The 12,933-nt window shown below is 68.9% G+C and carries 12 protein-coding genes; 3 read left to right on the top strand and 9 right to left on the bottom strand.

What is annotated here, in order from left to right:
- Window positions 1–119 precede the first annotated feature (119 nt).
- Entirely contained in the window at window positions 120–758 is a 639-nt protein-coding gene (locus MMF96_RS05070; RefSeq protein WP_256882769.1) for a LysE family translocator, read from the top strand.
- A gap of 145 nt (window positions 759–903) precedes the next feature.
- Here the strand turns inward: MMF96_RS05070 and MMF96_RS05065 are convergent, their stop codons facing one another.
- The 4 genes from MMF96_RS05065 to tdh all read right to left on the bottom strand — a co-directional run bounded on the left by MMF96_RS05065 (window position 904) and on the right by tdh (window position 5,125).
- Complete coding sequence (locus tag MMF96_RS05065) at window positions 904–1,521, bottom strand: hypothetical protein (protein WP_256882768.1); 618 nt, start codon at window positions 1,519–1,521, stop codon at window positions 904–906.
- Between the two features lie 118 nt (window positions 1,522–1,639).
- Entirely contained in the window at window positions 1,640–2,728 is a 1,089-nt protein-coding gene (locus MMF96_RS05060; RefSeq protein ID WP_256882767.1) for an FAD-binding oxidoreductase, read from the bottom strand.
- Between the two features lie 54 nt (window positions 2,729–2,782).
- The gene (locus tag MMF96_RS05055) at window positions 2,783–3,991 is read right to left on the bottom strand and encodes a glycine C-acetyltransferase (RefSeq protein ID WP_256882766.1); all 1,209 of its coding nucleotides are present in this window, start codon (window positions 3,989–3,991) and stop codon (window positions 2,783–2,785) included.
- Window positions 3,992–4,075: 84 nt separating this feature from the next.
- On the bottom strand, window positions 4,076–5,125 hold the full coding sequence (gene tdh, locus MMF96_RS05050; RefSeq protein WP_176615588.1) for an L-threonine 3-dehydrogenase: 1,050 nt from the start codon (window positions 5,123–5,125) through the stop codon (window positions 4,076–4,078).
- A gap of 125 nt (window positions 5,126–5,250) precedes the next feature.
- On the opposite strand from tdh, the gene MMF96_RS05045 reads away from it, so the two are divergent.
- Both MMF96_RS05045 and MMF96_RS05040 read left to right on the top strand, forming a co-directional pair.
- Window positions 5,251–6,189, top strand: a complete 939-nt coding sequence (locus tag MMF96_RS05045; RefSeq protein WP_176615587.1) for a LysR family transcriptional regulator — start codon at window positions 5,251–5,253, stop codon at window positions 6,187–6,189.
- Window positions 6,190–6,262: 73 nt separating this feature from the next.
- Window positions 6,263–7,612 carry an aminopeptidase C gene (locus tag MMF96_RS05040; protein WP_256882765.1) on the top strand — a complete coding sequence of 450 codons (1,350 nt, stop codon included), beginning with the start codon at window positions 6,263–6,265 and terminating at the stop codon, window positions 7,610–7,612.
- A 56-nt stretch (window positions 7,613–7,668) separates the two neighbouring features.
- Here MMF96_RS05040 and MMF96_RS05035 read toward each other — a convergent pair whose 3' ends face one another.
- The 5 genes from MMF96_RS05035 to gatC all read right to left on the bottom strand — a co-directional run bounded on the left by MMF96_RS05035 (window position 7,669) and on the right by gatC (window position 12,901).
- Window positions 7,669–8,613: a phosphotransferase gene (locus tag MMF96_RS05035; protein WP_256882764.1), complete on the bottom strand. Its 945-nt coding sequence runs from the start codon at window positions 8,611–8,613 to the stop codon at window positions 7,669–7,671.
- A complete protein-coding gene (locus MMF96_RS05030) occupies window positions 8,610–9,404 on the bottom strand; it encodes a hypothetical protein (protein WP_256882763.1) in 795 nt (264 codons plus the stop codon). Before MMF96_RS05030 ends, MMF96_RS05035 begins: the two co-directional genes overlap by 4 nt.
- Window positions 9,405–9,509: 105 nt before the next feature.
- Window positions 9,510–11,018: an Asp-tRNA(Asn)/Glu-tRNA(Gln) amidotransferase subunit GatB gene (gene gatB / locus MMF96_RS05025; protein ID WP_256882762.1), complete on the bottom strand. Its 1,509-nt coding sequence runs from the start codon at window positions 11,016–11,018 to the stop codon at window positions 9,510–9,512.
- Window positions 11,018–12,601, bottom strand: coding sequence for an Asp-tRNA(Asn)/Glu-tRNA(Gln) amidotransferase subunit GatA (gatA, locus tag MMF96_RS05020; RefSeq protein WP_176615582.1), 1,584 nt, complete (start codon window positions 12,599–12,601; stop codon window positions 11,018–11,020). Before gatA ends, gatB begins: the two co-directional genes overlap by 1 nt.
- Window positions 12,602–12,604: 3 nt before the next feature.
- The gene (gatC, locus tag MMF96_RS05015) at window positions 12,605–12,901 is read right to left on the bottom strand and encodes an Asp-tRNA(Asn)/Glu-tRNA(Gln) amidotransferase subunit GatC (RefSeq protein WP_176615581.1); all 297 of its coding nucleotides are present in this window, start codon (window positions 12,899–12,901) and stop codon (window positions 12,605–12,607) included.
- Between the last annotated feature and the right edge of the window lie 32 nt (window positions 12,902–12,933).

The raw sequence follows: 12,933 nt of genomic DNA, 5'->3' as shown, positions 1-12,933 counted from the left end.
GGCGCATAAAGGACGGCAACTTCCGGCTCGCGCCAAACCCACGCCCGGTCCGGCGCATAAAGGACGGCACGCCGGACGTCCGTTGCCCGCAGCCCTCCCTGTGCCGGACAATTGACTCCATGACCCTGCTTTCCCTGCTGGCGTTCGCCGGCCTGTGCCTCCTGCTGTCGCTGACCCCGGGTCCGGACACCTTTCTGGTGCTGCGCATCGCCTTGAACCGCGCAAGCGCCGGAGTGGCCGCAGCAGCCGGTTCGGCGTCGGCCGCCATCGTGTGGGCGGGCCTGGTGGGCGTGGGCCTGGCGGCCGTCCTCGAGCAGTCCGCCGAAGTGTTCCGGTGGGTCAAGATCGCCGGCGGCATCTACCTTGTCTACCTCGGGGTGTCGTCGTTCCTGAAAGCCCGCAGGGCCGCCCGTGCCGGAATAAAGGAAGGCGCGCAGGCGCCGCTGCCGTACAGCCGCCTGGCCGGTTTTGGCGCCGGCGCACTGTCCACCCTGCTCAACCCCAAGGTGGGCCTGTTCTACTTGGCCGTGGTGCCGCAGTTCATCCCGCGCGGTGGCAACACCCTGGCCACTGCCATGGTCCTGGGTGCCGTGGAGGCGGTCATCGCCTTTGCGTACCTGGCCGTGGTGGCGGTACTTGCCTACAAGGCCATGAAGTGGCTGCGCCGGCCCAAGGTCAACAGCACCCTGGAACGTGCCAGCAGCGGGATCATCGCTGCCCTCGGCGTCGGCGTGCTGGCCTCCGGCGCCGCCAGCTAGCCAGCCGCGCCAAGCCAGCAAGCCAGCAAGCCACCCAGCCAATATCAGCCCGGCCAAGCCAGCCGGGCAAAGCCCGACGCCCGAGTCCGCGCAAAGCCAACCGCGACCGGCGGATCGGGCGTCAGGTGTCAGGGGTGGTCGTCAGTTACCGCTGCTTCCGCAACCTGTTGACCCGCGCCTTGGCTTCCTTGCGCGATTCCTTCAGGTGCTCCTTGCCTACCTTGTGCGCTTCCTTGGCCTCGAGGTGCGCGTTGTCGTGTTCGGCTTCCTTTTGCGCGTTTTCAATCTTGTACGGCTCCTTGCCCTTGTCCTTGAGGTGCTCCACGTGGCGTGCACGGCCGGCCTCCTTGTGCTCGACGTGGTGCTGCGCGCGCTCGGCGGTGCGTTCGTCGCGGTACTCGTCGCGGGCGATCTTCTCGCCGTACTTCCGGTCCACGCGTTCGTTGTGGTGGGCGTCGTGGTGGGCAAGGGTCTCTTCGGTTTCGAAGGCGCGCCCTACGTTTTCCACGGCGTGGCCCGCATCGCTGAGGCTGCCGGTGACGCCGTGGGCGACAGCCAGGCCGATGTCGGCGCCGGCGTGGCCCAGGTCCTTCAATATGGAGGTGACACCGTGTGCGACTTCAACACCGCCGTCGCCGAATTCGCGCCCGACGCCGCGTTCGCCGCCTATATCGTGCTTGTGTCCGGTGGGGGCATCATTGCGATGGCGTTCCGAGACGGGATCCTGATGATACCGGTCCTTTTGGCCGGGTCCTTCAACCATTGCCGACTCCTTTCGAGTGAGCATCGTCCCCAAAAGGGACCGCATCGACAAGTCCGAAGGGAACACGGCCATTATCCCACCCAGCCGCACGCACGTAAATTGTCCGGACGGCGCCCGGCTACCCGAGACCGGCGCGCTGGGGGCTGAGTGCCCCGGCCAGGCAGCCGTCGTCGTCCGGCAAGGTGCCCGTGACCAGCGCGGCCGCCAGCGTGGCAAGTGCCGCCGAGGTCTGGATGCCGTAACCGCCCTGCCCGGCCAGCCAGAAGAAGTTGGGCACGACGGCGTCGAACCCAACCACGGGCAGGCCGTCTGCCGGCTGGGTGCGCAGGCCCGTCCAGGCCTGTACGACGCCGGTGATCCCCGCCGTGGTGACCCCGCCAATGCGCCCGATGAGTTCGGTGATGTCGTGCTCCGCCACCTGCGCGTCGCCGGGCTCTGCCGGCACCGATTCGCACGGCGAAATGAGGAGGTTGCCGCCGTCGGGCCGGTAGTAATACGAGCCGTCGGCCGGCTGCACCATGGGTCCGAGGGGGTCCACCGGGTGTTCCGTCGAGACGATGGCCACGCTGCGCCGGTGCGGTTGCAGTCCCCGGGGTCGGGCACCAAACCGGGCGGCCACGGCATCCGCCCAGGCGCCGGCCGCGTCCACCGCAATGGTGGCGGTGATGGTGTGCGCGCCGGCGGACACCTGGAAGCGCCCGCCGGATGATTCGACGCCGGAGACACCGGAACCCGTCAGCAGGATGGCTCCGGCACCCATCGCCTGGCTGCGGTAAAACTCCAGCAGCGCCGGCACGTCTACCTCCATCGCGGTGCCGTCCACGGTGGCGGCCTCGAAGGTTTCGGGGCGCAGGTCCGGGCTGCGGTCCATGGTCTCGGCATGGGTCAGCGCCGCCAGCGCCGGGTCCTGCGCCACGAGTTGCGCCACCTGCTCCGCCGTGCCGAGCGTGAGCAGCGGCCTCGGCATGAGGATCGGCGCCGGCAGCCGCTCCGAGATGCGCCCCACCATGGCAATGCTGCGCCGCGTCAATTCCTGGATGGGTGCCGGCCCGTAGCTGGGCTGCATCTGCCGGGCCGAACGGGACGAGCTGTGGTACCCGAGCGACTCCTCCGCTTCCACCAGCACCACGGCCCGGGAAGGGGCCAGCCGCCAGGCCAGGGACAGCCCGGCGATTCCGCCGCCAACAATGAGTACGTCACAGTCCATGCCGCAATCGTGGCACAGTACGCCCCCGGCGTAAAAATCCGGGCGGGGGCGGGGTCAGGCTGCGGCCCGGGCCGCGACGAACGCCGCAACGCAGGCCTCGACGTCTTCCGCGCTGTGGGCCGCGGAGAGCTGTACGCGGATTCGGGCGGCGCCGCGGGGCACCACGGGGAAGCTGAAGGCCGTGACGTAGACGCCGTGTTGCAGCATGGAGTCGGCCGTGCGGGCGGCCGCCACGGCGTCGCCGAACATGACCGGGACAATGGCGTGCTCGCCGGGGAGCAGCTCAAAGCCCTCCTCGGCCATGCGGCGGCGGAACAGGGCGGCGTTGTCAAACAGGCGGCTGCGCAGCGCGGCGGAGCCGGCCACGAGCTCCAGCGCCTTGAGCGTCGCGGCCACGATGGCCGGGGCCAGCGAGTTGGAGAACAGGTACGGCCGGGCCTTTTGGCGCAGCATGGCCACGATCTCACCGCGGCCGGAGACGTAGCCGCCGGATGCGCCGCCCAGCGCCTTGCCGAAGGTGCCGGTGTAGATGTCCACCCGGTCCGAGACACCGGCGTGCTCCGGCGTGCCGGCACCCGTGGGGCCCATGAAGCCCACCGCGTGGGAGTCGTCCACCATGACCAGGGCGCCGTACTTGTCTGCGAGGTCGCAGATGGCGCGCAGCGGGGCCAGGAAGCCGTCCATGGAAAACACGCCGTCGGTGACCACGATGGTGCGCCGGGCCCCGCCGCCGTCGTTCAGCTGCGCGGCGGCCTGCAGCTGGGCCTCGAGGTCGGCCATGTCCTGGTTGGCGTAGCGGAAGCGGGCGGCCTTGGACAGGCGGATGCCGTCAATGATGGAGGCGTGGTTCAGGGCGTCGGAGATGATGGCGTCCCCCGCCCCGAACAGCGATTCAAAGACGCCGCCGTTCGCGTCGAAGCAGGAGGAGAACAGGATGGTGTCCTCCGTGCCGAGGAACCTGGAGACGGCAGCCTCGAGCTCCAGGTGCAGGTCCTGGGTGCCGCAGATGAAGCGGACGCTGGCCATGCCGAAGCCGTGGCTGTCCATGGCGGACTTGGCCGCGGCGATGACTTCGGGGTGGTCGGCCAGGCCCAGGTAGTTGTTGGCGCAAAAGTTCAGCACGGGGGCGGTGGCGCCGTCGAGCGGACCGGCCTGGACGTGGCTGGACTGGGGCGAGGTGATCCGGCGTTCGGTCTTGAACGTTCCGGCGGAACGGATTTCATCCAGCTCGGCGGCGAGCTGGGCCTTCATGGAGGTGTACATCGGCTTCTCCTTGGGGTGGCGCGGTGGGGAGGACGACGGCGGAACCCGGGGTCCGGCGTCGTACGTACCTGGGCGGTACGTGGCTTAGGAAAAAACGGACCAGTCAAGGACCACTTTGCCACCCCGGCCGGACTTTGCGATCGCAAATGCCTGTTCCCATTCGGTGGCGGGCAGGCGGTCGGTCACCACGGAGGCGACGGCGGCGCGCAGCACGGGGTTGGAGGAGAGCATGGCACTCATGGCGTACCAGGTCTCGAACATTTCGCGGCCGTAGATGCCCTTGAGCGTGAGCATGTGCGTGACCACCTTGCCCCAGTTGATGTCGATGGGTTCGCTGGCCAGCCCGAGCATGGCGATGCGGCCGCCGTGGTTCATGTTGTCAATCATTTCCGGCAGGGCCGTGCGGTGGCCGGACATTTCCAGGCCGACGTCGAAACCCTCGCGCAGGCCGAGCTCGCGCTGGGCGTCGCGCAGGCGGGTGGTGGCGACGTTGACGGCGAGGTCGGCGCCCATGCCGGCGGCCATGGCCAGGCGCGCTTCGGAGATGTCGGTGATGGCGATCTTGCGGGCGCCGGCGTGGCGGGCCACGGCCACGGCCATCAGGCCGATGGGCCCGGCGCCGGTGATGAGCACGTCCTCCCCGACCAGCCCGTAGCTGAGCGCGGTGTGGACGGCGTTGCCGAGGGGGTCGAAAATGGCGCCAAGTTCCGGGGTGATGGAGGGATCGTGGTGCACCCAGACGTTGGATTCGGGGATCACCACGTACTCGGCAAAGGCGCCGTCGCGCTGAACGCCCACGGAGACGGTGTTGATGCACAGGTGCCGGCGGCCGGCGCGGCAGTTGCGGCACATGCCGCAGACCACGTGGCCTTCGCCGGAGACCTTGTCCCCGACCTTCACGGTTTCCACTTCGTCGCCGATGTCCACCACCTCGCCGTAAAACTCGTGGCCGGGGATGAGCGGGGCGTTGATGGTTTCCGCCGCCCAGGCGTCCCAGGCCTGGATGTGCAGGTCGGTGCCGCACAGGCCCGTGGCTGCCACCTTGACCTTCACGTCCCGGGCGCCGGTTTCCGGTTCCGGGCGCTCGACGAGTTCAAACCCGGGGTGCGCGCCGGACTTGTAGAGTGCTTTCATCGGACCGCTTTCTGCTGGCGTGTTCAGGGGTTTCCCTGGCTCCATTACAACCCGCCAGACCATTTAGCACAATCGAATTTTGCTCCATCATCGATTTAGAAATTGCTAAATGATAATGTGGCGGCGTGGAACTACACCAACTGCAGATGTTGCGCGAACTTGGCGAGCTCGGAAGCGTCAAGGCGGTCGCGGAGACCATGTCCGTCACGCCGTCGGCGGTCAGCCAGCAAATTTCCCTGCTCCAGCGCCAGGTGGACACGCCGCTCACGCGCAAGGAGGGCCGGAACCTGGTCCTGACGGACGCCGGGCAGGTCCTCGCCGACGCCGGCGCCGAGGTCATCAACGCCATGGCCACGGCACGGGCGGCCATCGGCGAGTACCAGCACGATGCCAGCGGGACCGTCTCCATCAGCGGCTTCCACAGCGCCGGGCAGGCCCTTTTTGCGCCGCTGGTGCGCCGGCTCGCGGGGATGAGGGCCGGGGTGCCGGCCTCCCCGGCCCGGGCCGGGGTGCCGCGGGTCAAGCTGAGCGACGAAGACGTGGCCCAGCACGACTTCCCGGCGCTGACGGCCAGGTACGACCTCGTGCTGGCCCACCGGATGGACCACAGCCCGGCTTGGCCGGAGTCCCGGGTGCGTGTCATCCCGCTGGCGCACGAGCCCCTCGACATCGCCCTGGCCGTGGACCATCCCCTGGCCGCCAAGGCGGAACTGTCACCGGAGGACGTGGTGGACTGTGCGTGGGTGGCCAGCCGCAGCGGCTACTCCCCCGCGGACGTGCTCACGGCCATCGGTGCCGTGGCCAGCCGGCCTGTGAACGTGGTGCACCGCATCAACGACTATTCGACCGCCGCCGCGCTCGTCTCCACGGGGGACGTGATCGGGCTGCTGCCGCGCTACACGGCCAGCCCGGCCCTGAACCCCGGCGTGACGCTGCGCCCGCTGACGGGGATCAGCACCCGGCGGCGGATCGACCTGCTGGTCCGGCCGGAAAACCTGAAGCGCAGCTCCGTGCAGGTGGTGGCGGAGGCACTGCAGGAGGTCATGGCCGGCATGGTCCGCTGAGCGTTCCCGGCCGTTCCGGTGCGCCGCGGACAAAAGTTTGCCGCTGTCCATGAATCGGGATAGAACGGAATACATGACCACCATCACAGACACAACCGCCGCGGCCCTGACCATGGGGCAGCTTGCGGAGCTGCATAAATCCTTTGCCGCCGATCCCGTCCTCAAGCGCACACAAAACGCCATCTCGCGGGTCAGCGTGGACGAAATTGCCGTTGACCACCAACTGGCCACGTCCCTGTCCACCACCGTCTCGAACCGCATCGACGACTGGAAGGCCACAAACCAGAAGAAGTCCGGCCGCTGCTGGCTGTTCGCGGCGCTGAACCTGCTGCGCGCCGGCGCCAAGCAGGTGCTGGACGTCAAGGAGTTCGAGTTCTCGCAGAACTACGCCATGTACTTCGACAAGCTGGAACGGGCCAACTACTTCCTGCAGTCCGTCCTGGAAACGGCCGAACGGCCCGGGGACGACCGACTGGTGGCCTACCTGCTGCAGACCGTGATGGGCGACGGCGGGCAGTGGGACATGGCCGTGAACATCTTCACGAAGTACGGGGCCGTGCCAAAGTCGGCCATGCCGGAGACCGAGTCGTCCTCGAACACCAGCCGGATGAATTCCGTGCTCCGCTCGCTGTTGCGCCGCGGTGCGCAGGAAATGCGCACGCTGCGCCACGCCGGCGACGCGGCCGGGGAGGAAGCGGCCCGCGAACGGATCATCACGGAGGTGCACCGGATCCTCACCCTGCACCTGGGCACGCCCCCGACGCAGTTCGAGTGGGAGTACACGGACGACAAGAAGGCCTTCCACCGCGAGGGCGTGCTGACCCCGCAGGAATTCCTGGCCAAGTACACCACCCTCGACCTCCATGACTACGTCTGCCTCGTGGACGACCCCCGCTCCGAGCACCCCAAGGGCAGCACCCTGACGGTCGAGCACCTGGGCAATGTGGTCGGTGCCGCGCCGGTGCTTTACCTCAACGTGGACATCGCCCTGGCCAAGCGGCTGGCCAAGGAGGCCATCCTGGACGGGCAGCCGGTCTGGTTTGGCTGCGACGTGGGACCGCAGATGGTCCGCAAGGACGGCATCTGGGACGCCCGCCTCTATGACTATGCAGGCCTCTACGGCGCCGAGCTGGACATGGACAAGGAGGCCCGGGTCCGCTTTGGCGAATCGGCCATGACGCACGCCATGCTCCTGACGGGCGTGGACGTGCTCGACGGCGTCACGCGGCGCTGGCGGGTGGAGAACAGCTGGGGCGAGGAAAACGGCGACCAGGGATTCTTCACCATGGCCGACAACTGGTTTGACGAGTACGTCTTCGAGGTCGTGGTCAACAAGAAGCGCCTCTCCCCCGAGCTGCGCCATGCCTTGGCAGCCGAGCCCATCGTGCTGCAGGCCTGGGACCCCATGGGCGCGCTGGCCTAGGCTCCCTGGCAACCCGTCGCGAACGGGCACTTGACTGTGCCGCAGAAACACCCCGGTCAGGTGCCCGTTAGCGCGTCAGTGTGGGGCAGGCGCTGCCGCAGCCAGGCGATGAGGGCTTCGGCCTGCTTCCGCTGAAAGGCACGCAGCGCTGGAATCCCCGGCGGCTCGGGACGGCGGGACATGTCCATGAAGTAGCCGGCATAGCCCGCCAGGACGCCGTCCACGTCCCCTGCCGGAACGCCGGCGAAGACGGGATGGTGCGCCAGCGGCAGCTCGGGGTTGGCCGCCGGGTCGAGGGACGTGACGTTGACCAGCACACCCAGCGCATCGACCCAGGGGGCACCGGTGCAGGCCCACGGCCAGTCGACCAGCACCGCGCCGTCCCCCGTCAACAGGATGTTGTCGGTGCGCAGGTCCCCGTGGACCAGGGACGTGCCGGCGACGGCGGCCAGTCCGCGCTGCGCCAACCCCGCCAATGTGTCGAGGCTGTCCGACGCCCACGGATCGAGCCCGTCCAGCGGGCGCTTCCGCAGTTTTTCCCACCCCTGGAAGGCGCCCCGGAGCGAATCCTCACAGCGCGGCAGGGCCGGGCTTCCCTGCAGGCTGACGCGTCCCATGCGGTCCAGCGTGTCCAGAACATGCTGCAGTTCGGCGTCCACCCACGGCTCCGCGGGGTGCCGGCCGTCCACGTCGGTGAAGGCCAGCGCCACCCAGGTGCCGTCGTCGTACGAGCCGAGGAACGCCGGCACGGGCAGGCCGTCCGGGAGTGCGGCGGCAATGCCCGCTTCGCGGCGGTGCAGGGCCGCCGAGGTGGTGTTGACGTCGGCGCTGACCGCCTTCACAAACGCCGTGCGCCCGGACGCGAGCCGCACCCGGTCCGCCGAGCCGGGCGAGAAGCCGCCGGGCTGCGATGCGGCCGCCACGACTGCGTCGCCCAGGATCCCCTCGATGCCGGCACGGACCTGTGCGGGCAGCCCGGCCCAGCCGATGCGCCCGGTCATGGGCAGGGGGCCAGTGCCAGGACGGTGGCGTCGTCGGCCACTTCCCCGATGTCGGCCTGCCGAGTGCGCAGTTCATGCATGAGGCCGAGGGCGCCGAGTGTCGTTTGGGTGCGTTCCAGGAACTCTTCCGGCCCGCTGACCAGGCCGAGATCAACGGCGCGCCAGGCCCCGTCGGTTGCCATCACCATGATCTCGGGCCGCTCCAGCTGGACCACGTGGGCATGGTCTGCCGCCTCGGGCTCGCGCCGGGCCACCCAGAGGCGGCCGGGCGTGTTGCGCAGTTCACGGTCGCGCTCCAGGAGCCTGCGGCGTTCCCCAGCGTCCACGGCGCGGCGGGATTCCTCGGGCCCAATGTGGGAATCGGCGGGTTCGGCGTGCACCTGGCGGGTTTCGCCGCCCGCCGTGCGCACGACGACCGTGCAGTCGGCCAGGCCGGCCACCTCCACGCCGTCGGCATTCAGCTGGGCCAGGGAGACGGCTGCGGACGGGAATCGGACGCGTTCGGCGCCGACCAGGGGCGTGGCGGCGGCATCGACGGCGGCCAGCGCGGAGGCGAGCCGGGCCCGGACTCCGGTGCGGCCCGGGTCCTGGCACGGCCCGGCGAGGTTCATGGACAACGTCTGCGCCAGCCATTGGGGATCCGACGCAGCGGGCAGGCCGAGCTGTTCGAGCAGCGGCGTGGCCCCGTCAATGACCCACGCGTTGGGTCCCTTGAAGCCGCAGGCGTCCTCCATGACGTGGGCGTCGCCCTCGAACTGCACGCGGGCACGGATTTCCCAGCCAAAGGTCATGCCCTCATCCTGCCACAACGAAAACCGCGCCCGTTCCCCATTTTTGCGCCCCGTGGACGGGGCGCAAAAATGGGGGGCGGGCGCGGCTGCGGCGTTCCGCGCAGGCTACCCTTCGACGCCGAGCGTCGCCAGGATCAGCTCGCGCACGCGGGCCGCGTCGGCCTGCCCGCGGGTGACCTTCATGACGCCGCCAACGATCGCACCGACTGCCTGGACCTTGCCGCCGCGGATCTTCTCCGCCACGTCGGGCTGTGCGGCGAGGGCCTCGTCGATCGCCTTCTGGAGGGCGCCGTCGTCGGACACCACGGCCAGGCCACGCTTGGCCACAACCTCGGCGGGCGTGCCTTCGCCTTCAAGGACGCCGTCGAGCACCTTGCGGGCCAGCTTGTCATTGATGGCGCCCGAGGCGATGAGCTTCTCGATCTCCACCACGACGGCGGGGCTGACGCCCAGCGCGGCGGGGTCGACGTCGGCCAGCTTGGCCCGGCGCGCGATCTCGCCCATCCACCACTTGCGGGCTGCGGCGGCGGTGGCACCGGCCGTGACGGTTTCCTCAATCTCGTCCATGAGTCCGGCGTTGACCACGTCGCGGAATTCCAGGTCCGTGTAGCCCCAGTCGGCCTGCAGGCGCTTGCGGCGCTCGGCCGGCGGCTCGGGCAGGCGGGAGCGCAGTTCCTCGACCCACTCGGCCGTGGTGACGATGGGCACCAGGTCCGGTTCCGGGAAGTACCGGTAGTCGTCGGCGTCGGACTTGGGGCGCCCCGAGGTTGTGGACTTGGTGTCCTCGTGCCAGTGGCGCGTTTCCTGCGTGATCGCCACGCCGGAATCGAGCACGGCGGCGTGGCGCTGGATCTCGAACTTCACGGCGTTTTCGACGGCGCGCAGCGAGTTCACGTTCTTCGTCTCGGTGCGCGTGCCGAACTTTTCCGCACCGTGCGGGCGCAGGGAGACGTTGGCGTCGCAGCGGACGTTGCCGCGTTCCATGCGCGCGTCGGATACGCCCAGGTTCTTCACGATTTCCCGGACGGCTGCAACATACGCCTTGGCCAGTTCGGGGGCGCGGGAGCCGGCCCCTTCGATGGGCTTGGTGACGATTTCCACCAGCGGCACGCCGGAGCGGTTGTAGTCGACCAGGGAGTAGTCGGCGCCCTGGATGCGGCCGGTGGCCCCGCCCATGTGGGTGAGCTTGCCGGCGTCCTCCTCCATGTGCGCGCGCTCGATCTCCACCCGGAACACGGTGCCGTCCTCCAGCTCAATGTCCAGCCAGCCGTCGTAGCAGATCGGGTCCTCGTACTGGGAGGTCTGGAAGTTCTTGGGGGTGTCCGGGTAGAAGTACTGCTTGCGGGCAAAGGTGCAGTGCTCGGCGATCTTGCAGTTCAGCGCCAGGCCGATCAGGATCGAGGACTCCACGGCCTTCCTGTTCACCACGGGCAGCACGCCGGGCAGGCCCAGGCACACCTCGTTGACGTTGGTGTTGGGCTCGTCGCCAAAGACGTTGGGTGCGGAGGAGAACATCTTGGTCTTCGTGTTCAGCTCAACGTGCACCTCGAAGCCCAGGACGGGGTCGTACTTTTCCATGGCTTCCTCGAAGCCCACCAGGGTCTCGGTGCTCATTAGTTGGCCTCCTTGGCTGCGGCGGTTGCGGCGGTCCCTTGGGTCTCGACAGGTTCGACCGCCGGGGTCTCGGCCAGCGAGGGGGCGCGGTCCAGGATCGGGCCGCCCCACTGTGCCTCGAGCAGGGATTCAAGCACGGCGCCCACGCGGTACAGGCGGGCGTCCTCGCGGGCCGGGGCCAGCAGCTGGATGCCCACGGGCAGGCCGTCCTCGTCCGCCAGGCCGCCGGGCAGGGTCAGCCCGGGCACGCCGGCCATGTTGGCCGGGATGGTGGCGACATCGTTGAGGTACATGGCCAGGGGGTCGTTGAGCTTCTCGCCCAGCTTGAACGCCGTGGTGGGCGCCGTCGGGGAAATCAGCACGTCGACCTGTTCAAACGCGGCGGCAAAGTCGCGCTGGATCAGGGTTCGGACCTTCTGGGCGGAGCCGTAGTAGGCGTCGTAGTAGCCGGCCGAAAGGGCGTAGGTGCCCAGGATGATGCGGCGCTTGACCTCGTCGCCGAAGCCGGCCGCACGGGTGGCGGCCATGACGCGTTCAATGGTGAGCGGGCCCTCGGCCGGCAGGGCGCGCATGCCGAAGCGCACGCCGTCGAACTTGGCCAGGTTGGAGGAGGCCTCACTCGGCATGATCAGGTAGTAGGCGCCCAGTGCGTAGCCAAAGTTGGGGCAGGAGACCTCAACGATTTCGGCGCCGGCGCCGCGCAGCAGCTCCAGCGACTCGTTGAAGCGGTTTTCGACGCCGGCCTGGTAGCCCTCGCCGTGCAGTTCCTTGATGATGCCGATCTTCATGCCCGCAACGTTGCCCAGGCGGGCGGCGTCGGCCAGGCCGGTGGAGGGATCGGTCAGCGAGGTGGAGTCCTGGGGGTCGTGCCCGCCGATGACCTCCTGCAGCAGGGCCGAGTCCAGGACGGTGCGGGAGACCGGGCCGATCTGGTCCAGCGAGGACGCCATGGCAATGGCGCCGTAGCGGGAGACCGCACCGTAGGTGGGCTTGACTCCCACGGTGCCGGTGACGGCGCCGGGCTGGCGGATGGACCCGCCGGTGTCGGTGCCCAGGGCCAGCGGGGCCTCAAAGGCAGCAACGGCAGCCGCGGACCCGCCGCCGGAACCGCCGGGGATCCGGTCCAGGTCCCACGGGTTGCGGGTGGGGCCGTAGGCGGAGTGCTCGGTGGAGGAGCCCATGGCGAATTCGTCAAGGTTCGTCTTGCCGAGGATGGGCATGCGGGCGGCGCGCAGCTTCTTCACGACGGTGGCGTCGTACGGGCTCATCCAGCCTTCGAGGATCTTCGAGCCGGCCGTGGTGGGCTGGCCCTTAGTGACGATCAGGTCCTTGACGGCGATCGGGACGCCGGCGAGCTCGTGGAGCTCCTCCCCGGCGGCGCGGCGGGCGTCGACGTCGGCCGCAACGGCGAGGGCCTCTTCGGCGTTGACGTGCAGGAACGCGTTGACGCCGCGCTCGCCGCCGTCCACGGCGGCAATGCGGTCCAGGTGTGCCTGGACCAGTTCGACGGAGGTGATGTCGCCGGCGGCCAGCTTGGCGGCCATGTCGGCGGCGCTGGAGCGGATCAGTTCATGGACAGTCATGGCTTAGCTCTCCTCCAAAATGGCGGGCACCTTGAAGCGGCCGTCCGCGGAATCCGGGGCACCGGACAGTGCCTCCTCGGCGGTGAGCACATGGCCCACCACGTCCTCGCGCATGACGTTGGTCAGCGGGATCGGGTGGGATGTGGCCGGGACGTCGGCCCCGGCAGCCTCGCTGACGCTTTTGACGGAATCCACAATCACGGCCAGTTCCTTGGCCATGCGGTCCAGTTCGTCGTCGCTCATCTCGATGTGGGCCAGTTGCGCCAGATGCGCCACCTGCCCACGGTTGATCGCAGCCATGGATCTCCCCTGCAAAAAAGAAAAAAGTTGTC

Source organism: Arthrobacter sp. STN4, from assembly GCF_024539665.1.
In the GTDB taxonomy this organism is placed as follows: Bacteria; Actinomycetota; Actinomycetes; order Actinomycetales; family Micrococcaceae; genus Specibacter.
Note: the sequence above shows the minus strand (reverse complement) of the source record. Positions and strands in the feature narration are given on the sequence as shown.